Below are 20,735 nucleotides of genomic sequence, written 5' to 3'. Positions count from 1 at the left end.
CATGAGCCCGACAAAACCGCATAGCACGCCCTGGCGCAACTGGTCCGGCGCGGTGCGCTTCACACCGCAGACATTCGCCACGCCCTCGTCGGTGCCCGAATTGCAAAGCCTGGTCAGCGGCGTCGCGGCTCGCCGCGGCCAGCTGCGCGTCGTCGGCAGCGGCCACTCGTTCACGCCGCTGGTGCAAACCCCGGACACGCTGGTCAGCCTCGATAAACTCAGCGGCATCGCGCGCATCGACGGCCATGTCGGCCACATTTACGGCGGCACGCAGCTCAAACCGCTGGGCCTGGAACTGGCCCGACGCGGCTTCGGCATGACCAATCTCGGCGACATCAACAAGCAGGCACTGGCGGGCGCGGTGTCGACCGGCACGCACGGCACCGGCGCGACACTGGGCTCGATCTCGACCCAGGTGCGCGGCATGGACCTGGTGCTCGCCAGCGGCGACGCGATTCACTGCTCGGCCACCGAAAACGCCGAGATTTACGATGCGGCGCGGGTATCGGTCGGCGCGCTCGGCGTGATCGCGGCGCTGGATATCGAGCTGCAGCCGGCGTATCGGCTGAAGCTGATCAAGCGCGCAATGGATCTGGACGACTGCCTGGCGCAGGCGCCGGATCTGGCGCGGCTGTATCGCCATTTCGAGTTCTACTGGATTCCGCATACGCGGCGCACGCTGGTCAAGCTGATGGATTGGACCGCCGAGCCGGAGTCGGCGCGCGGCATGACCACCGCCGTCGAACTGCTGGTCGAAAACGGCGCTTTCGGCATGGTGTCGCGGCTGGCGCGGATGAATCCGGACTGGGCGCCCGGCATCGCGCGCTTCATCGGCAAGGTCACCAAGAGCGACGAGAGCACGATGGTCGCCGACTGCCATCGCGCGTTCTCGACCGCGCGCCTGGTGCGCTTCCAGGAGATGGAATACGAGCTGCCGGCCGAGCGCGGACCGGATGCGCTGCGCGAGCTTGCCGAGCACGTCGAGCGGCGGCGCGTGCTGGTGCATTTTCCGGTGGAATACCGCTTTGTGGCCGCCGACGACATCTGGCTGTCGCCGTTCTACCGGCGCGACTCGGTCGCGATCTCGGTTCATCAGTACGTCGGCATGGCGCACCAGGAATATTTCGCCGCGGCCGAAGCGATTTTCCGCAATCACGGCGGCCGGCCGCACTGGGGCAAGATGCACAGCCTGGCCGCGCGCGAGCTGTCCGCGATGTATCCGCGCTGGGACGATTTCCAGCGCGTGCGCAAGCAGCTGGACCCGCACGGCCTGTTCAGCAATACGCTGCTGCAGCGCTGGTTCGGAGACTGATTTCGTGGCGCGGCGAAGCACGGAGTGCACCCGATGAGTTCGCTGCAAGCCGGTGCCGCGCGTGAAGAAATCGTAGTGCCCGGCCGCGGCTACGGCATGCTTGGCTACGGCCAGATCAAGCACAGGGTGCTGGGCCAATCGACCAAACTGTACAGCCGCGCTTTCTGTTTCGACGATGGCGGCGACGGCGGCAGCGCGCTGTTCTTCGCGCAGGCCGAAATCTGCATGGTGTTCCCGGAACTCAAGCGCGCGCTCGTCGAGCGCGTGCAGCAGGTGATCGGCGCACGGCATCTGAGCAGCGAGCGCCTGATGCTGTGCTCGCAGCACACGCATTGCGGCCCCGGCGGCTACTCGCACTATCCGTTCTACAACTTCTCGGTCCCCGGCTTTCGCAGCGAGGTATTCGACGCGATCGTCGCCAGCCTCGCCGCCGCGCTGATCGCGGCCTGGAACGCGCGCCGGCCGGCGCGGCTGCAGTTCGCGGTGGACCGCTTTGCGGACCAGGTCGACGTCGCTTTCAACCGCTCGCTGGCCGCGTACAACCGCAATCCCGGCGTGCACAAGCTCGGCGATCACCAGACCCATCTGGCGATCGACCGGCGCATGTGGCTGCTCAAGGTCTGCCAGGACGGCGACGGCGCGCTGATCGGCCAGATCAACTGGTTCGGCGTGCATCCGACCAGCATCAGCAGCCGCGTGTCGCTGCTGAGCTACGACAACAAGGGCTACGCCGCCGACTACCTGGAACAGCAGATGGGCGCCGGCACGGTCGCGATCTTCGCCCAGCATTTCGCCGGCGACGTATCGCCCAACGCACAGGGCAACACCCGGCCCGAGTGGCCGCGCGGCAAGTACCAGGACGAGATCGCCAGCGCCGAGTACAACGGCCAGCTGCAATGCGCGCAGGCCTGGAAGATGCTGCAGGCGATGGGCCCCAGCGACGCGCTGCAAGGCAGCGTGCTCGACGCGGCGCTGGTCAACAAGGATTTCTCCGATATCCACGTCGACCCCGATTTCGCCGACGGCCGCAGCGGCGAGCATACGACGCCGCCTTGTCACGGCCTGGCTTTCTACGAAGGCTCGCCGGTCGACGGGCCCGGCATCCATCAGCCGATCACCGGCCTGGTGCGCCTGCTCGCAAAACTCAGCCAGCGCCGCGCACTGCGCAATGCAAAACACGAGAGTGCTCAGGCACTGGCGCAAACGCAGGACCGGTATCGCGCGCAGAGCCCCAAGATCATCGTCACCGACAGCGCCGAGGGCGTGCTGCTCGGCATGTGCGATCGTCAGAAGCTGCCCGGCGCGATGGACCCGATGCTGGCCGAAATGCAGCGCCAGGATCGCGCCGGCGCGCTCGCGGAGACACCCTGGGTGCCGGTGGTGCTGCCGCTGCAGTTCATGCGCATCGGCGAACTCGCGATCATCGGTTTCCCCGGCGAAATCACCACCGTCGCAGGGCAGGAGCTGCAGGCGCTGAGCCTGGACGTGCTGGCGCCGGCGGGCGTGCGCAAGGTCGTCATCGCCAGCTATGCGAACTCCTATTTCGGCTACTGCACGACCTGGCACGAATACCAGGAGCAGCAGTACGAAGGCGGGCACACGACCTTCGGCAGCCGCACGCACGATGCGTTCCGCACTGAGTTTCGCAGGCTGCTGCGCGAGTGCCTGAAGCCCGCGCATGCGCGCACGCTGACATCCGCGCCCGAGAAAATATTCTCGGCCGCGACGCTGGCCTTGCGCTCTGCGCCGCGCACGCCGTGATACGCGATATGCGGCTCAAGCCTCCGGCCCGGCTTGCGCTGACCGCGGCCTTGTTCGGCTTCAGCTGCAACAACGCCGTGGCGCAGGATGCCGCCGACCCGGCCGCCGACGCCCTGGACACGATTCCGGTGGAGCCCGCGACGCCTGCCGCCGCTACTCCACAGCGTGAACGCGAGCGCGCCAGCGCAGCGGTGCAGCTGGAAGAAGTCCTGGTCACCGCGCGGCGCCGGCAGGAGCGCGCGCAGGACGTGCCGATTTCTCTGGCCGTGCTCGACGGCGACGATCTTGCCAACGCCGGCCTGTTCCGCCCGCAGGATATCCAGCAGCGCACGCCGGGCATGACCGTCAGCGTGCCCAATGCGCGGCTGACCAGCTACACCATCCGCGGCCTCGGCTCGAGCTCTCAGAACGACGGCATGGAAAGCAGCGTCGGCCTGTTTCTGGACGGCGTCTACCTGGGCCGCCAGGGGCTGTCGATGTTCGACCTCGTCGACCTGGACCGCGTCGAAGTCCTGCGCGGACCGCAGGGCACCCTGTTCGGCAAGAACACCACCGCCGGCGCGCTGAACATCGTCACCAAGCTGCCTGCGGAATACTTCGAGGCACAAGCCGAGGCCAGTATCGGCGACAGCGGTTTCCGCCAGCTGCGCGGCAGCCTCACCGGCCCGCTGATCGGCGGCCTGCTCGCCGGGCGGCTGACCGCGTATTCCACCGACAAGGACGGCCAGATCGAGAATCGGTACGACGGCAAGGAACTCAACAACCAGAATCGTCAAGGCCTGCGCGGACAGTTGCTGTGGACGCAGACCGATACGCTGAGCGGCCGCCTGATCGCCGAATACGGTCACCAGAGCGAAGACTGCTGCGTGTATCCGCTGATCATCTACCGCGATGCGGTACGCGCGCGCGACGAGTACATGGAATACACGCGCGCGCCGATCGACCCGTACCAGCGCCAGACCGACTCCGACACGCGCACTCACAGCGAGGTCGAGCAGAAGGCGATCTCGGCCGAGTTCAACTGGAACGTCAGCGACGCGCATCGCCTGACCAGCATCAGCGCCTACCGCGACTGGAGTTTCAAGCCGTACAGCGACGACGCGACTTCGCTGAAACTGGTACCTGAAACCGGCGTCGCCAATACCCATCGCCAGTTCAGCGAAGAGATCCGGCTGGCATCGCAGTTCGACGATTTCGACAGCGTTTTGGGCCTGTTTTACCTGTACCAGCATCTCGAAGGCCACGAGCGCAACATCTTCGGTGAAGATCTGGTCGGCTGGACTTTCGGCGGCCTGATCCGCCAGAACGTGCTGCCGTTCGCAACCGTATCCAACACCGGCCCGCTGCTGTACGCGCTGATTCCGCCGGAAGCGCTGGACGGCATGACGGTGCTGACCGACACCTATCAGAAAAGCCATAGCGCGGCGGCGTTCGGATCGGTCGACTGGCACCTGAGCGAGCAGCTCGACCTGACCACCGGCCTGCGCTACACGCACGAGTGGAAGGACGCCGGCGTGACGCGCTCGCGCTCCGGCGGCTGCGCCAGCTGCAGCCCGCTGCAACTCACCAATGTATTGTCCGACGCGCTGGCGCAGGCGCTCGGCGTCGATATCAGCGCGCTGAGCTATGACGGCCTGATCGACAGCGTCGCCGGCGGCGACTACGCCCGCTACAACCAGCGCGACGAAGGCAACTACAGCGGCCAGATCGCGCTGAGCTATCACCCGCTGCGCAATGTGCTGACGTATGCCTCGATCGCGCGCGGCTACAAGGGCGGCGGCATCAATCTCGGCGCCACCGGCGACACGGTAAAGCCGACGTTCAAACCGGAGGAGGCGACGTCGTACGAGCTCGGCGTCAAGAGCCAGCTGTTCGATCGCGCCTTGTCGGTGTCGTTCGCCGCGTACCAGACCGATGTCAAGAATTACCAGGCGCTGACTTTCGACGAAGAGCAGACGCTGATCCCGAACCCGCGCCAGCTGAATTTGCTGAATGTCGGCAAGGTCAGGCTGCGCGGCGCCGAACTCGATGCCTACGGCTACGCGATGGCCGGGCTGATGCTGCGTGCCGGCGCCGCGTACAACCAGGCGATCACGCTGAGCTTTCCGAATGCGCCGGACGAAGACACGCGCGACAACACCAAGGATCTGTCCGGCGAAACCCTGTACAACGCGCCGCGCTGGACCGCGACCACCGGCTTCGAATACAGCCACGCGACGCTCAACCGCATCGACGGCTATCTCGGCGTCGACTACTACTACCGCAGCGGTGCCTGGGCCACAGTCGAGCACGGCCGCGGCAGCTATATCAACGCCTACGAACTCACCAACGCCCGCATCGGCCTGCGCAGTGCGACCCGCAGCTGGGACGTGTCGGCCTTCGTGCGCAACCTGTTCGACGAAAACTATCTCGGCGCGGTCTACGCGCTGTACGGCGTGGGCGACTACGGCGGCACCGCCGGTGATGAGCGCAGCTACGGCCTCACCGTGCGCGTGGCATTCGATTAGCCGCAGGAGAGCATTGTCATGAACCCGACTTTCGACTACCCGCGCTTCGAACTCGGCGACGCGCTGACCGCCGAACAGCTGGAGCATTTCCAGCGCTGGGGCTTTCTGCACTTCAGCAACTTCATCGCCGCCGATCGGGTGCAGGAACTGATCGCCGCCACGCAGCGTGTCGAAAACCGATGGATCGACGGCGGCATCGAAAAAGTCAACGGCGTGCCGATCAAGTATGGCCGCGACCTCGACGGCCGCAGGATCGTGCAGCGCTTCGCGTTCGCGAACCTCTACGATCCGCTACTCGCGGACTTCCTGAAAGACCCTCGTTTCAAGCTGCTTTTCGCGCTGATCGGCAGTCCCGATGCGCGTGTCGGCGCCAACGAGAAAGACGGCCTGGTGGTCAATCATTACGTGCATGGCCCGCACAGCGAGCACAGCCGTCTCGGCTGGCATACCGACGGCCTGCGCGACATTTTTCTCGGCTCTCGACTGAACCCCTTGCTGAATGTCGGCGTGCATCTGAGCGAACTGGGCATCGAGCATGGCGGCCTGCGCCTGCTGCCCGGCACGCATCGGCAGTCGCTGTGGCAGTTCCTGTTCCGCAAGCGTTATTTCCGCGATCACGATCCGGATGCGGACGAGCTGGCGATCATTCCGGCAGCGGGCGATCTGACGGTGCACGACGGGCGACTTTGGCATCGCGTGGCGCAGTCGACCGTGAGCGGCGAACCCAGCCGGCGGCGGGTGATGTATATCCCGGTGATTTCGGGGGCGTATGCGCCCAAACATGAAAAGAGTGCGACGCCGCTTTATCAGCGCCTGGCGAGGTTCGCGAAGTAGGTTTGGCGCCGCTGCAAACAACGCAGACACGGTGGGCGCCAGATGGGTGCCCGTGTAGGAGCGGGTCATACCCGCGACTGTGTCGGTGGAGTCCCAGTCGCGGGTATGACCCGCTCCTACAGCTTGAGAATTTTGATTTGCCGGGTTCCCTCGAGAATCGCCAAAAGCGCCCCCTTCACTTCGCTACAACGGCTTTATGAAGCGCCGCCACAACCTTGCGCAACAGCCAGCGCGGGCCAAGCCGGGGCGCCGTCGCCAGCAGCTTGTTGCGGAACTTCGGAATGATGATCGCCGGATTGCGGTCCATCGCCGACACCGTGATCCGCGCCACCTCCTCCGGACTCATGATCAGCCTGTCCGGCGCCGCCTTCTCGATCGCGATCTTCGCCTTGGCGAAAAACGGGCTGCGCGTGGTGCCCGGGCACAGCACCGATACCTTCACGCCCAGCGGCCCCAGTTCCTCGCGCAGCGACTCCGAAAAAATCAGCACGTAGGACTTGCTCGCCGCGTAGTTGCTCATCCACGGACCGGGCATGAAGCCGGTGATCGACGACACGTTCAGAATGTGGCCGCTGCCGACAGCCGCCATCTGCCGGCCGATGGCATGGCACAGCTGCGCCAGCGACAGCACGTTGACCATCAGCAGATCGCGTTCGCTGTGCCAGCTCTGGTCGACGAAGGCGCCGGCGGTGGCGAAGCCGGCGTTGTTGATCAGCTTGGCAATGTGCAGACCGTCACGCTCGATGCCGCCGACCAGCGCCGTTACCGCCGCGGCGTCGGCCAGATCGCAGACGCGCTCCAGCACCTCGACGCCGTGCCGCGCCCGCAGCGACGCCGCGGTCTCGGCCAGCGCGCCGGCGCGGCGCGCGACCAACAGCAGCGCGTCGCCGCGTTGCGCGAACTCGTGGGCCAGCGCCAGGCCAATGCCGCTGGTGGCGCCGGTGATCAGGGTGTAGGCGGTGTTCATGGGAGACATCGGCTCATGTCGCTACCGGGTTTGGAAGCCAGCGCCCATGATCCCCGAACGCGGCGCATTTTGGATCACCGCAGCGCTGGTAAAAAAAGTCCGGGTGCCGGACGCGATAACATGCGGCGCCCGCTGTCCAAAGCGGGCTTCCATCCCACCAGGACCCGTCGATGCGTTCGAGTCGCGCTGTAATGCTGCTGTCCTTGTCCCTTGCGTTGCTGCCCGCCGCCTGCGCCAGCGAGGGCTGGACTTATATCGCTCCGCCCGGAGTCGATCAGAAAACCCTGGATGCGGACCGCAGTGCCTGCGAGGAGGAGTCCGGCATCGTCAGGCTCGGCGATGAGCAGAAACTGCTGGCCCAGCAATGCATGATGACCCGCGGTTACGTGATGCGGAAAACCCCTTAGAAATAGCGGTTTCATCGTGTTCTCTGCCAATAAAGTCGGAGGCAGTTGGCGACGCTGATCAAAGCGGCTTGACCGCATAATTATTTGGGGGCACACTTAATTAATGGCCGCCCTGCTGACCGTAGTTGAGACCGCGATCTTCCGCGAATGGGCCGCCAAGGTCTGGAGCGATGTCGAGCGCGAGGAGTTTATTGATTGGATCTCGGCGCATCCCGAAGCGGGCGACGTGATTCCCGGCACAGGCGGTCTGCGCAAGGTGCGCTGGTCGCGTGCCGGAATGGGCAAGCGGGGCGGGACGCGGGCGATCTACTTCACTCGCCTGGCGCAGGGGCAGATTGTGCTGGTCGTGGCATATGCCAAGGCCAAGTTTGATGACATGCCGCGCGCGGTGCTAAGGAAGTGGAAAGCGGCACTGGACGAATCCTTTGGAGAATGACCGAATGAAGAAAAAACTGGACGCCGAGCAGGAAGAATTCGCAGGCGCTGTGCTCAACTCCATTCGCCAGGCAAAGGCGGGTGAATATGCCGCTGTGCACACGCCCGCCGTCATCACGGCGCGCAAGCGTGGCCGCCCGACCGGCAGCACCAAACCGGAGGCCAAGATTGCGGTGAAGTTGCGTCTGGACCCCGATGTTCTGGCGGTGCTGCGTGCCACTGGGGCGGGCTGGCAAACCCGTGTCAACCGCGTGTTGCGGGAACGTTTCGCGCTGGAATAAGGGAAAGCCGTTGCTGTCTTCAATCACTGCGCAATATACCGTCTCATCATCGACGGCACGGCCTGGCCCTAGATAGCATCAAAACGCGCGAGCCTTGGCGGGATTGAAATGCTTCATCGGCAGCTTTGTGCCAATTCTGTTGAAAAACTATTTGGCCTGAAGCATGCCACCGGAAATATAGACCGGGTGTTCGCGTCAGTGCGGTTCTGACCAACTCGACTGAATCGAAGTCACAGAATCAATCCTACGCGAACACTTTTCCAAGTTTCATCGGTATCCGAATCGCAGCTCCGAGTTTTTCAACAGAATTTGCCAGTGGCCGCCGGTCGGCACTTAAATCTTGATGCCACAAAGCGGCCACTCAGAGCCTCCGTCGGGTCCGCTTTCGGCCGCATACGACACGAGCATGGCAGTAAGCGCCACATAGCTGTCCTACCAGTCCCTTCCGCAACACTTCTTGTATTTGAGCCCACATCCACAAGGGCAGCGCTCGTTGCGACCAATCTTGTCGTGACCTCGACTCGACGCTTCTTTCGCAAGGCACCGCTCCTTGAGCGCGGCGGCCTTCACTGCTAAGGCTTCCACTTCGAGCGCGGGAAGGCTTTTGAGCGCGACGAATTCCCAGTCGACGTGAGTCGGTGAGTCTTGCGCGTCGAAGCTCAGAAGCAATAGCAGATGCTGTTCCTTGCGCGAAATGATCAGAGATAGCAGCGCACATCGATCATGCCCCGGCAGGCGCCGCTTTGAAGACAGCTATGAGCCGGCGAAGAGGTCATGAGCGCGATGGCCCGAAAACGGACACGGCGGGCGCCGCTCTCCAGTATCCGATGGAGCATTTTGAATAGGTCGCAATGAGGCACTTGGGGCCGCCCGCGGTGAAGTCGCAATCAGTCCGGCCGGGTTAAGCACAATGGTGGATTAGTACTTGAGACGGGTTCATCGAGCTTGCGGGCTGGAAATCCGGGGGTGTAATAGTCAATGTAGTATTCACTTCCGCCGCTGACGCGGAGCACAATGCGCGCAAATATGTTTTTGAGCAGCTTGATGTCCCTAACCAGGCCGTGATAGTCCTCAGTGCCGGTTCCGTGGGCGGCGTCGTTGCGCCGTCTCCAAGCCTGAGACTCTTCCGGTCCCATTTTGAGATTTAGCGCCTCGAAGAACCGCTCGTTAATAACCCGTTGAGACGGCTTGTTGAGCTGATCGATCTTCTTTTGTAGCTCGCCCTTCACACCATCGTCGAAATTCATTTCGCTCACCAACTTCTCCACCCCTTCGCGCAAGGCGCGATACTGGGGCTTGTCCATCAGCTTGGTGTTAAAGGCGTCAGGATTGGCCGCCGCCTGGGCTACCTGGAGTGCCTCGATGGCTGCGCCCACTTGCACCGCCTGGCTGTGCAATGCTGAACATAGACCGTGCCAGTACAACCAGCTGACGTGGAGAAAATTGAGGGCATCGTAGTGGGCGAATAACCCCTTCAGCAGGCGCGTCGTCACCCGCTCGCTGACCATGATGTAATGCCCCTCAAACAGAGGCGCCGGCGGCAGCCCCACGTACGCATATCGAGCGTGGTCGGCATTGAACCCTGCGACCGCCTCAAACCCACACGACACAGAGTCCGGCGTCAACAGGTCGTAGCCGAGGTAGATCAGAGGTCGGCCAAAAGCGAAAGACAGGCACTCCCGAAACTTGCGTCTAAAGCCTTCGGAAGCCTGCCCGCGGTATAGGACGTAGGCTTCATTCCGCTTGGTTCGGTTCTCTGAACCCGGTACCTGCCCGATCACAATCTCATGATCATCTATCGTAAGGCGATAGCAGTTACCATGGTTGCCGCCATTCCGTCCCGAACGAATCTCGATAGGCATTCCGCTTCCAGGAAACGATAGTATTGATGTATCGTCGCTCTCCACTCGAAACGAGTGAGGCAGTACTTCGTCCAATTCCAGGTTGTTGATCCACTCGAACTGATAGCCGACCGTATCGGTAGCTTTTGGGGACCGGACAATGGAATGCACCAGCGACCTTTGTTCGTGACACTCAATTTGTCTGGCGAAGTCAGACGTACTCTTGACCCCCAATAGCACCACGCCCCCCAGTTTTACTGTCCCCGCGGGGCCATCCAATTCGACAACATCCGTTGCTGGACCCACCGTTCCGGCACGGGACCCGGTCGTCGACGGATTGGCACGCCGTGCGGGCGCCGAGTGGAGAGATGTCTCGGAGATCGTGAGCAATTCAATCTGGAAGTCATCGTTGCGCCTGATCGAGAACTTTAGGATCGGACCGCGAAGAGGGCCCTGATTGCAGACCACCCACAACGGACAGTTCAACAACTCTTCGAACTGTTCACCCTCCCAGACCGCTTTCATGGAATTACTCGCCACCGTTTTTTAAGGAAAAATTGGCCTTCTCTGATTCTCCGTCGCTCCGGCGCAGGCGTCCAACAGAACCGGTCCAAGTCATGTCGGCTTGGGCCCGCTTTTCTGACATGAATTTGGCAACCCGAAAGCTGACCTTCGTCACGGGTCGGAAAAGGGCTGATACCGACCAATCGCACAGGCGTTCTTGACGACCGGCGGCGAAGATCTTTTAAGCGGTCGCCAGGACACATTGAGAAGTTTCGTGCCGATGGCACGTCGCAGACTTCAATTGCACTTTCCGCGCGTACATTCCGCTCGGACGCAATTTGTCTCAGACTTTAAGTGCCGGCGATGGGTTGAGATCGCTGACTGGGGAAGCCAGGGGCGTCTTCCAGAGTTTGCATGTCTGCACTGAAATTCGGCGAGACAAATGGGGCCAATGCCAGCTTGAGCCGAATGCGTCAGCACGGCAGTTCAAAGCACCGTGCGAAGCTTGACTTGTCTCTAGACGCGCGCATACGGTCACGGTCGATCAGCCATCCGCATCTCATGGCCTTCGTCATCGATAAAGGTGCGTGGGAAATAGGAGTCCTTCCGTTCCTCCGGGTCGTCAGGATCTATGTCGGCGTCCTCGGACGAAACGATGAACCCACGAGCGTCCGATGCCTTCTCGACCCGAGGCGCCGTCACCGCTTTCTCCCAGAGCGTCTTCCCCTCGCGCGTTACAAGTTCCAGCGAGCCGACATCGGATCCGTGACCTGGCATTCCAACGACGAGAAACCGGGTCCACACGTTGTTGGGAGTGATCGTAATCCAGGCGCCCAGCTCGCGAGTCCAGAGCGGCACGCCCTGGGCGCTGAGCAGGCCCGCGGTGAGCAGACCGCCGCTCGCGAGTAGCATTGTGTCATCTGGTGAGTAGACCAGGCCGTCGAGACGCTCACTGAAACGGATGTCCTTCAGCATCGATCCCTTGGGGTCCATCAAGAACAGGTGCCCCGCAGCGGTTCCAACCGCCAGCGTGTCTCCACGGTGATTGACCGCGAGCGCCGTCGTCGACCCAACCGAGACTGGCGCATGACTGTAGGCCATACCCCGTTGATTGAGGAACCAGACATAGCGGTAACCAGAGCCGCCTGCCAGAGCCACCCATCGGCATCCCGGCGACGCGGCGACTGCGCCGACCTCCGTGGCCAGCCACCGATTGACGTGGGGCTTACTCCATCGGGGTTGGCCCGTGGGATCCAGTACCGCCACGCCCTCGCGCGTTACTACCGCGAAGCACGTGCCGTCCGGCGCCGCTCCGACGGCCCAGAGCGTGCCGCCATGTTCCTGAGCCCATCGGTCAGCGATGCCGGGCAGCGGCTCTGCCGCCGCAGTCAGTGTCGTCGAGAGCAGGATGGCGGCGAATACGAGCTTTAAGAGGCGGCCGGAAGGAATCATTGCATGCGGAGGCTAGCAGCCTGTCGGGCTTGGGAGATCGTAGCGAGGGTTTGGCCTGCTGTGTCCAAGCTGCGGGCGACCGAGGAAAATATCGAGTCATATTCGACGAGGGCGCCCGCAGTTTGGGCGCAGCAGGCCGAAGCCGCAGTAGATCTTGCCAAGCCCGACAGGCTGCTAGGCCAAAAATGTACGGCATCGGTGGCAACGCCTGCCACGCAGGTCCGCTTGATGTCCATTTGCTTTCGTCGATCCAACGCCAAGCTCAGTCGCGGCCTTGACGGCGTTCATCATTGCCTGGCGGCGCCCGGCACGTCCATGTGCCGGCATCCCCAGCCTCAGACCAGTTTGCGATCGAGCACGCCGACCAGCTCTTTCTCGATGCGGCCCTTCAGCGGCTTGAGCATCAGGCCGAGCTTGGCGGTGATGTGTATGTCACTGGGCGAGATCGCCATCTCGCCGGACAGGCCGCTGCGCTCGAACTTGAGGGTGTCACCCTCCCACTGGTGTTTCAGGTCGTAGTCCTTGGCCATCTTGACGATCAGGCTTTCGACGAGCTGGCGGGCTTCGGCGATGCTGCGTCCATGCGGACGGGTGACGTCGATATCGGGCATGTTGTTTTCGCTATCTCTTTGGAATGTTGTATCTAGTTTGGAAATTTTAATCGCCCCGGCACGGAATTGGCAGTCAGCCACCCGGGCCGGGGCGCTTAGCAACCGGCGACGCCGGGGCCCCGTTTTCCCATGCGGTCGCGGCTTTCCATCATACGACGAGCCTGGTTCAGCGATCCGAACCCAGCAGTTCGGCGAACGGCTGCAGGCGCTCGATGCGCTCGCAGACGGCCATGATCGCCATCATGATCGGGATGCCGAGCAACAGGCCCGGGACGCCCCATAGCCATTCCCAGGCGATCAGCGCGACGAAGGTGGCGACCGCGTTGATGCGGCCGACGCGCTCGGTCAGCCAGGGCACCATGCCGAAGCCGACCAGGCCGGCGATCGCCAGCGTCGCGCCTGCCACCAGCAGCACGCTATGCACCTCCGAGAACTGCAGGTAGGCGAACACCGACGACATCAGCACCACCAGCGCGGTGCCGATGTACGGCACCAGATGCAGCACCGCGGCGGCGACGCCCCAGAAGAACGCGCTGTCGACCCCGATCAGCGCGAACGCAAGGCCGGTGAGCAGGCCGACCAGCGCGCTGGTGCCGAGCTGGATCAGGATGTAGCGCTGGATCTGCGTGTCGATCTCGTCGAGGATCTGCACGGTCAGCTTTTTCTCGCTGAGCGTGCTGCCGCTGATCCTGACCAGCCTGCGCTTGAATGAATGACCGGAAATCAGCAGGAAGTACGACAGCGCGAGCACCACGACAGCACGGCCGAAGCCGGTCAGTACCGCCCCGGCACCGTTCCACAGGTATTCGCGCAGCTTGTCCGGCGACGAGCCGATGATCGCATTGGTACCCGGCGAGTTCTGCTGCGACAGACGCGCGGCGCCTGGATTGGTGGCCTTGCCGAATTCGTCGGCGGCGATGGTGAGCTTGCGGAACGCGCTGGTACGATCCAGCGAGGTCCGGTGCAGCAGGCTTTCCAGTTTCTTCGTCGCCTGCGGCAGGCTGTCGAGCAGGGTCGCGGTCTGCGGCTGCAGCGCGGCGCCCATATATGCGACCGTCGCGACCAGCAGGCACAGCGCAAGGCCCGCGCCCAGCGGCTGCGGCAGACGCAGATGCTTCTTCAGCCAGGCCACGAACGGCGTCAGCGCGTAGCTCAGGGAAATCGCCAGCACGATCGGAATGAACACCTGACTGGCCCACTGCAGCAGATAGATCACCGCGACGAACGCGATGATTGCCAGCGCCGTGCCGCGTCCATCGATTGGCCGGCGCACCGCCGGGATCATCGCAGCCGAAGTCTCGGGTGCACGCTGCAGCTGCAAATCCGGGTCCGGCGGCATCGTCATCGGCATCTCTGACACCGCGCGGGCCAGGAAGCTGGTCCGAACATCGCGGCGCGGCGACAATAGAGTGCGGCAATGTCCAAGACCTGCAATGAACGAGATCGGCGCCGCGTGATCGTGCTGGCCGCGTTCATCGTGGTGCTGCCGACAGCGGCCGTCGCCCCGGCGCAGAGCTCGACCCGGCTGATCATCGCGCGCCTGCTGCAGCGTGTGCCTGCCGGGCATCATCGGCATCACGGTCGCCTACATCGGCTCGGAGTGGCCGCCGTCGCAATCACGCGAGGTCACCGCGCTGTACGTCGTCGGCACCCTTGCCCGAAGCCGGGGGCGAGTCGCCCTAGCCCGAATGGCCTTGCGATCCCTTATCCCCTTTCCATGAACCGGCTCTGCCCCGCCAGCGACGTAGGTCGGCAATCCCTTGCCGACGTGTGCGCCCCGATCGCTTGAGCACGTCGGCAAAGGATTGCCGACCTACCGTCATCGGGTTCATGGTCCGTGAGCAGGTCCGCAAGGAACATGGGGCTACCCAGGAGCCTCTCCCTCCCCCGCTTGCGGGGGAGGGCTGGGGTGGGGGCGCCCAGGCGCGGCGCTATCGTCGCGCCCCCATCCCAACCTTCCCCCGCATGCGGGGGAAGGGGCTGGCCGGTTCCGGGATTCAAGCCGGCAGGTGCAAGCCTGCGGGAGAGGGGATCGCTCGTTAAGTTGGTGCCATTCGGGTTAGGGCCTGTATTTGATGAGAAGCATCTCCCGGCACCGTAGGTCGGCAATCCCTTGCCGACGTGTACTCTCGGACGCGCAATCGAGGCCTCACGTCGGCAAAGGATTGCCGACCTACGCGCGAACCGCGTTCCCATTCGCGGCTAGGCGATCTGCGCTTCCTGCGATATCGCAGGCCGGTGGCGCGGGGCTCGCGCCGACGGGCGCAGATAGCTCTGCAGGAAGGTGCGTGATGCACCGTCGGCAAAACGCAGCGTCGCATGCGTGTCGGTGAGGTCGGTGATTTCTCCGTGGCCGTAGCGGCTGACGCGGACGCGGTTGCCGGGGGCAAAAACCGGCGGCGCCGTTTCGCCGCCGGCGAGGTCGGTCTCAGCGGCGTTTTCGATCGGCGGCAGCGGCTTGCGTGCGCGCCAGGCGGCGTCGTTTTCGGCACGGCGCAGCACGTTCGGGTCGACCTGGATGCCCGGTCGCTCGCAGCTGTCGCAGTGGCCGCAGCGCTGGCGCTCGGCGCGCACGCCGAAGTATTCGAGCAGGCGAGCCCAGCGGCATAGCGAACTCTGCGCATAGGCGATCATCTGCTCGAGCACGATCTGATCGCGCTCGGCACGCAGCGCGTAGTCGTCGGCAATTTTCTGGAAGTCGATCAAATTGCCAACAGTCTCGGACAGCCGGTACCCGCCATCCTCGGCGCGCGCCAGCAGGCCCGCCTGCTCGAGCAGCTTCAAAGTGATGCGCAAGCGGCTGGAACCCAGCCTGGGGACCGCTTCCTGCAATTCCTTCAAGCTCGCGCGATCGCGGTTCTGGGTCTGGCGGCACAAGGCGACCCAGACGCTGGACAACTCGTCGACACCCGGGTAACGGCGCGCCAGAAAGAACTGCTGCACCTGCTTGTCGCGCACATCGAACATCAGCAGGCAAGCGGCGGGCAGGCCGTCGCGGCCGGCGCGGCCGGATTCCTGGTAGTAAGCCTCGAGGCTGCCCGGCATCTGGTAGTGAATGATGAAACGCAGGTCGGCCTTGTCGATCCCCATGCCGAAGGCATTGGTCGCGACCATGATCCGGCATTGGCCGGACATGAAGGCGTCCTGGTTGGCGTCGCGCTCGCGCGGCGTCAGCCGGCCGTGATACCGGGTGACGTCGATCTGGGCCTGCCCCAGGGCCTCATGCAGTGCATCGACGCTCTTGACGGTCGCACAGTAAACGATGCCGTTGCCGCGGCTGGTGCGCAGACGCCCGATCAGCGCCGCGAGCTTGCGATCCTCGCCCTGCACGGGCAGCACTTCGCAGCGCAGGTTCGGGCGGTACAGGCCGGTGTTGATCACGCGCAGCTTGGTCAGACCGAGCTGCGTGCGGATGTCGTCGATCACACGGGCGGTCGCGGTCGCGGTCAGTGCCAGCACCGGCGGACGGTTCAGCGCATTGATGGCCATGCCGATCTCCAGGAACGCCGGGCGGAAATCATGGCCCCACTGCGAGATGCAGTGCGCCTCGTCGACCACCAGCAGCGCGACCGACTTGGCCCGCAGCGTGTGCAGAAAGCGTTCGTCCGCAAGCCGCTCCGGCGTCACGAACACGATGCCTTCGTGCATCGCGACAATGCGCTCGAGCATCGCGGCTTCCTGCTGGGCGCTCAAGGCGCTGTTGAGCTGCGCGTTCTGGATGCCGGCGACCTCGAGCTTCTCGGCCTGATCCTTCATCAGCGCGATCAACGGCGACACCACCAGCGTCAGTCCGCTCAGATGCAGCGCCGGCAGCTGGTAGCAAAGCGATTTGCCGGCGCCGGTCGGCATGATCGCCAGCGTGTCGCGGCCGGCGAGCACGCTGGTGATCACGCGCTCCTGTCCCGGCCGCCAGCCTTGCAGTCCGAAACGGCGGGACAGGGTTTCTCGCAAAGCGCTCACACCGAGCGCCGATGCCATCGTCATCACTGAACCTGTGGTGTTGCGTTGCCTGGAATGAGGCGCCCGCTGCTGCCCGCGCGAGCCGCCTCTGTAAAAGTTTCTGCCGTCAGTCCGTTGGCCGGACTCAGCTCACCGGCTGACAGACTTTGCGCGTTGAGCCCTGGTCGTCGGTCTTGCTGTCGTTGTATTTCTTGCCGGCGTAGGCGCCGGCACCCGCGCCGGCGACGGTGGCAAGGTCGTTGCCCTTGCCGCCTCCGAACTGGTGGCCGACCACGCCGCCAGCTATCGCGCCGATCACCGGCGCGGCCACCGGATGGCCGTCACTCGACTGGGTTTGCTCGTAGTGGCATTCGACGCGCTGGCCATCGTCGTTGGTGTAGACCTCCGCGATTGCCGGCAGCGATGCACAGGCAGCAAATGCGGCACAACTCGCGATCAGATAGCGACTTCCGATTCGACTTCCGCTTCGATTGAAGACATCCATGTCTTTCGTCCTCCATGTACTGAGCAGTACACGGTAGGCGCCAGCGCTGAATTCGCCGTGAACCCCGGCGGGGATCGGCTAGTGCGCCGGCTCCCCGCCCGCGTGACGCGTGGCGATACGTGCCCGCAGCTCGCGCAGCTTGGCTTTCACCACTTCGGCATTCTCCGGGCCGATGCGGATCATCGCCTTCTGTCCGGCGGACAGCGATTCCAGCGTCGGATCGGCGAACTGGTAGAACACCTTGGGTCGCGCCAACGGAATCGGGCCGGCGACTTCTGGCGTCGCCAGCAGATGGTCGATCACCTGCACCAGCCGGTCGTTGAAGTATCGACCCGGATGGCCGAGCTCTTCGTAGGCGCTCTGGAACAGCGGGTAATAGCGGAAGTAAACCTCGCTGACGCGCTTGGCGTCGGCGAGCTGCACCGCCTCGACGAAACCCGCATAGCGCGCGGCGTTGCTCGGACTCAGCGCCAGGCTGCCGTCCTGCTGCTGCACCACGAAACCGCGGTCGATCTTGCGGATCGGCCGCACGCGCATCGGCAGAGCCGGCTCCGGCAGATTGTCGATCATCGCGACGAAGCGCCGGATGATGTCCTGCGGCACCAGGAAGGCCTCGACCGGCGCCGTATCGAACAGCCCGAGCAGCGACTGGCGCATCTCCGCATCGCTGGACCCCAGCAGCGGCAAGGGCGGCGACGGCGGCACCGTCTCGGATGGCGGCGGCACGACCGGGACCGGGTTCTGCGGCGTGTTGTCTTCGGCAGGCGTGCCTGCTTCGGGCGCAGGCGCTGGCGACGTGGTGGCAGCCGGCGCGGTCGCGGGTCCACCGCCGCGCGAGCCATAGAAGTACCAGGCCGCCGCGGCCAGCGCCACGACGATGATGATGACGGGCAAAGCCCAGTCGCGCGCCTTCATGCTTGCATCCCTAGCTGTGTTGTAGCTGTGTTGCCGCCTGTCCCGGTTCGGTCCAAGACTTGAAGACGGCGCCGCTGCTGTCAAGCTCGGGATGGTCCGGCCAATGGATGAGCAGCGTCGCCGGCTTATGCTGCGATCAGTGGCCCACTACGCAGAAAGCACCGGGACTCATACGAGACCCGGTGCTACGCATCCCTGCGATACCATGCCGCCGTCCTTGGCGGCCTTGCTCAAGATGCCTGTAAGGCTCTGAATTTCGCGTGAACTCTGCGGCGCCGACGGCAGCCGCTGCGCGACGACGAAGCTCGCGAGGTTTACTCGAAGTAGTACTCGTCCTTGCACAGCTTGCCGTCGTGGTTCGCATCACGCGTCTTCAGGCGCTTTTCGATCTGCGAGCCCGGCTTGATTTCGTCGGCTTCGAGGCAGCCGTCGCCGTTCTTGTCTACGTAATCGGTGTTGTTGACGGCCAGCGGGCTACCCGGCGGATAAGAGCTGCCGACACCGCCCTTGGACAAAGTGTTTTCGGCCACGGCAACGCCGGAGGCCAGGGAAAGGATGAGGGCAAGGCAGGAAATCGAAGTCTTGTTCACGCTAACGCTCCAAATAGAAAACCTTATGGTGGGTAGCGCGTCGTTGCGCATCAGGTCACCGGCTTGCCGGGGTATGAACCTGGGTTGCCGCGCGGCTGCATTACCGCACGGCACTCATTTGCAAAGCAAAAAGCAAACCGACGTGAGCGTCATATCGAAAAAGTTCCCGGGCGGTGACAAAAAAAACGGTTCGCGGGGTTCCGGAGCGGCTCGAAGGATGATTTCGGGGACACTCCCCAAAAACTAGTCCGATGGGATCATGGAGCGCTGCCGGAGCGGTTGCACCATGCGAGCGGCGAGCCCGCCGTGCGCGCCGCGAACCCGGAGATCTCATCGATGAACACCGCCACCCAGCCTGCCCCATCCGCGATGCCACCGGCAGCCCAGCTGCCCTTGGTGCCGACGCCGCGGGTACCCGGCTGGCCATTGCTCGGCAATGCCCTGGCCATGGCCAGGGGCCCGGCGCAGTTTTTCGTCGACTGCTATCGGAAGTACGGCCCGGTGTTCCAGGTCAACCTGCTCGGCAACGACTACAAGGTCATCGCCGGCGTCGAGGCGGCCAACTTCATGGGTACGCGCGAAGGCCGCGACTGCCTGCGCTCCAAGGAGTTCTGGGAAGGCCTGGTCCAGGAATACGGTGCAACCCGCACGCTGACCGGCGAAGACGGCGAGAGCCACAAGCAGCTGCGCGACATCATGCGCAGCGGTTACTCCAAGGAATCGATCAAGGGCCGCTACGACGAGCTGGTGCGGATCACCGACGGCGCGCTGGAACGCGATTGGAAGCCCGGCACTCTGGTGCCGGTGGTCGAGGGCATGCAGTACATGGTCGTCGACCAGCTCGGCAAGATCCTGACCGGCGCCGCGCCGCTGGAGTACGTCAAAGACATCCGCATCACGATCCTGCACATCCTCAACGTGCTGGTCACGCGCCAGCGCCCCAAGTTTCTGCTGAAGCGGCCGACCTACAAGAACGCCAAGGCGCGCGTCTACGAACTTGGCGGCAAGATGATCGAGGAGGCCAAGGCGCGCTACAAGACCGTGCCACCGGAGGAGCGCAACCTGATCGACGACGTGATGGCAGCGCACATGGAGCACCCGGAGATCATGCCGGCACAGGACCTGATCATCACGCTGACCGGGCCGTATGTGGCCGGCCTGGACACCGTGGCCAATACCACGGCGGCAATCACCTACACCGTGCTCAAGCACCCGGAAGTGAAGCGCCGCGTGCTGGCCGAAGTCGACGCGCTGTTCGCCGGCGGCAGCTTGGACGAAGAGACGATGATGAAGGCGATCCCATCGCTGAACGGCGCGATCATGGAAACCATGCGCCTGTATCCGATCGCGGTCGCGCAGATGCGCACGGCCACCCGGGATTTCGTGTTCCAGGGCCACCAGATCAAGGAAGGCGAGCTGATGTACGTGGGCACCAGCGTGCCGCACTTCATGCACGAGTATTACCCGGAGCCTTTGAGGTTCGACATCGACCGCTACCAGCGGCCGCGCGCCGAGCATCTGGTGCCGGGCGTGTATTCGCCGTATGGGCGCGGGCCGCATACCTGCCTGGGCAAGAGCCTGGCGGAAGTGCAGATCGCGCTATCGATGGCGCGGCTGTTCTACAAGCTGGATCTGGAGTTCGAGACGCCGAACTATGTGCTGAAGACCAAGACGGCGCCGACGCCGGGGCCGGCGATGAACTTCAAGGTGCGGGTGAAGGGGCTGCGGCACTAGTGGTCCGTTGCATGCTTGACGGCACATAAAACCGCGTCTTTCGACCTGCGGCGGCGTTGCAAATCCTCGCAATAGCGGTGCTATTGCTGTGGTTTGCGCCTTGCCACAGGCCGAAATCCATCGGTTTTATTTGTGTCGCC

At 63.8% G+C, this 20,735-nt stretch carries 17 protein-coding genes and 1 pseudogene; 8 read left to right on the top strand and 10 right to left on the bottom strand.

Annotated elements, in window-relative coordinates; all coding sequences use genetic code 11:
* The first annotated feature begins 1 nt into the window (after position 1).
* From JWQ90_RS16410 to JWQ90_RS16395, 4 genes are read left to right on the top strand one after another with little or no spacing between them, the layout of a single operon-like run.
* Positions 2-1,312, top strand: a complete 1,311-nt coding sequence (locus JWQ90_RS16410; RefSeq protein WP_299696069.1) for a D-arabinono-1,4-lactone oxidase — start codon at positions 2-4, stop codon at positions 1,310-1,312.
* Between the two features lie 33 nt (positions 1,313-1,345).
* Complete coding sequence (locus JWQ90_RS16405) at positions 1,346-3,073, top strand: neutral/alkaline non-lysosomal ceramidase N-terminal domain-containing protein (RefSeq protein ID WP_299696068.1); 1,728 nt, start codon at positions 1,346-1,348, stop codon at positions 3,071-3,073.
* Positions 3,074-3,081: 8 nt separating this feature from the next.
* A complete protein-coding gene (locus JWQ90_RS16400; protein ID WP_299696067.1) occupies positions 3,082-5,580 on the top strand; it encodes a TonB-dependent receptor in 2,499 nt (832 codons plus the stop codon).
* Positions 5,581-5,598: 18 nt separating this feature from the next.
* Positions 5,599-6,414, top strand: coding sequence for a phytanoyl-CoA dioxygenase family protein (locus JWQ90_RS16395; RefSeq protein WP_299696066.1), 816 nt, complete (start codon positions 5,599-5,601; stop codon positions 6,412-6,414).
* Between the two features lie 175 nt (positions 6,415-6,589).
* Here JWQ90_RS16395 and JWQ90_RS16390 read toward each other — a convergent pair whose 3' ends face one another.
* Positions 6,590-7,381 (bottom strand): SDR family oxidoreductase, encoded by a 792-nt coding sequence (locus tag JWQ90_RS16390; protein ID WP_299696065.1) that lies wholly within the window; start codon positions 7,379-7,381, stop codon positions 6,590-6,592.
* Positions 7,382-7,551: 170 nt separating this feature from the next.
* Here JWQ90_RS16390 and JWQ90_RS16385 point away from each other — a divergent pair, with 170 nt between their 5' ends.
* From JWQ90_RS16385 to JWQ90_RS16375, 3 genes are all read left to right on the top strand, one after another.
* Positions 7,552-7,788: a hypothetical protein gene (locus JWQ90_RS16385; RefSeq protein WP_299696064.1), complete on the top strand. Its 237-nt coding sequence runs from the start codon at positions 7,552-7,554 to the stop codon at positions 7,786-7,788.
* 112 nt (positions 7,789-7,900) lie between these two features.
* Complete coding sequence (locus tag JWQ90_RS16380) at positions 7,901-8,224, top strand: transcriptional regulator (RefSeq protein ID WP_366919528.1); 324 nt, start codon at positions 7,901-7,903, stop codon at positions 8,222-8,224.
* A 4-nt stretch (positions 8,225-8,228) separates the two neighbouring features.
* Positions 8,229-8,504, top strand: a complete 276-nt coding sequence (locus JWQ90_RS16375) for a BrnA antitoxin family protein (RefSeq protein WP_299696062.1) — start codon at positions 8,229-8,231, stop codon at positions 8,502-8,504.
* A 432-nt stretch (positions 8,505-8,936) separates the two neighbouring features.
* Here the strand turns inward: JWQ90_RS16375 and JWQ90_RS29205 are convergent, their stop codons facing one another.
* From JWQ90_RS29205 to JWQ90_RS16335, 9 genes and pseudogenes are all read right to left on the bottom strand, one after another.
* On the bottom strand, positions 8,937-9,074 hold the full coding sequence (locus tag JWQ90_RS29205) for an SEC-C metal-binding domain-containing protein (protein ID WP_366919527.1): 138 nt from the start codon (positions 9,072-9,074) through the stop codon (positions 8,937-8,939).
* Between the two features lie 317 nt (positions 9,075-9,391).
* Positions 9,392-10,870: a hypothetical protein gene (locus JWQ90_RS16370; RefSeq protein ID WP_299696061.1), complete on the bottom strand. Its 1,479-nt coding sequence runs from the start codon at positions 10,868-10,870 to the stop codon at positions 9,392-9,394.
* Between the two features lie 513 nt (positions 10,871-11,383).
* Positions 11,384-12,301, bottom strand: a complete 918-nt coding sequence (locus JWQ90_RS16365) for a hypothetical protein (RefSeq protein ID WP_299696060.1) — start codon at positions 12,299-12,301, stop codon at positions 11,384-11,386.
* A gap of 335 nt (positions 12,302-12,636) precedes the next feature.
* Positions 12,637-12,912, bottom strand: a complete 276-nt coding sequence (locus JWQ90_RS16360; RefSeq protein ID WP_299696059.1) for a polyhydroxyalkanoic acid system family protein — start codon at positions 12,910-12,912, stop codon at positions 12,637-12,639.
* Between the two features lie 166 nt (positions 12,913-13,078).
* Positions 13,079-14,488: an AI-2E family transporter gene (locus JWQ90_RS16355; RefSeq protein ID WP_299696058.1), complete on the bottom strand. Its 1,410-nt coding sequence runs from the start codon at positions 14,486-14,488 to the stop codon at positions 13,079-13,081.
* A gap of 626 nt (positions 14,489-15,114) precedes the next feature.
* On the bottom strand, positions 15,115-16,896 hold the full coding sequence (locus JWQ90_RS16350) for an ATP-dependent DNA helicase RecQ (RefSeq protein ID WP_299696057.1): 1,782 nt from the start codon (positions 16,894-16,896) through the stop codon (positions 15,115-15,117).
* 163 nt (positions 16,897-17,059) lie between these two features.
* Positions 17,060-17,194, bottom strand: a pseudogene (locus tag JWQ90_RS29200) (glycine zipper 2TM domain-containing protein); the annotation flags it as partial.
* Positions 17,195-17,434: 240 nt separating this feature from the next.
* Positions 17,435-18,271, bottom strand: coding sequence for a DUF3014 domain-containing protein (locus JWQ90_RS16340; RefSeq protein WP_299696055.1), 837 nt, complete (start codon positions 18,269-18,271; stop codon positions 17,435-17,437).
* Positions 18,272-18,585: 314 nt separating this feature from the next.
* Entirely contained in the window at positions 18,586-18,861 is a 276-nt protein-coding gene (locus JWQ90_RS16335; RefSeq protein ID WP_299696054.1) for a hypothetical protein, read from the bottom strand.
* 336 nt (positions 18,862-19,197) lie between these two features.
* Here JWQ90_RS16335 and JWQ90_RS16330 point away from each other — a divergent pair, with 336 nt between their 5' ends.
* On the top strand, positions 19,198-20,595 hold the full coding sequence (locus tag JWQ90_RS16330) for a cytochrome P450 (protein WP_299696053.1): 1,398 nt from the start codon (positions 19,198-19,200) through the stop codon (positions 20,593-20,595).
* The last annotated feature ends 140 nt before the right edge of the window (positions 20,596-20,735 follow it).

Origin of the sequence: Hydrocarboniphaga sp. (genome assembly GCF_028291725.1) — a bacterium.
Taxonomy (GTDB): domain Bacteria; phylum Pseudomonadota; class Gammaproteobacteria; order Nevskiales; family Nevskiaceae; genus Hydrocarboniphaga.
This window is presented reverse-complemented; position numbering and strand designations above follow the sequence as displayed.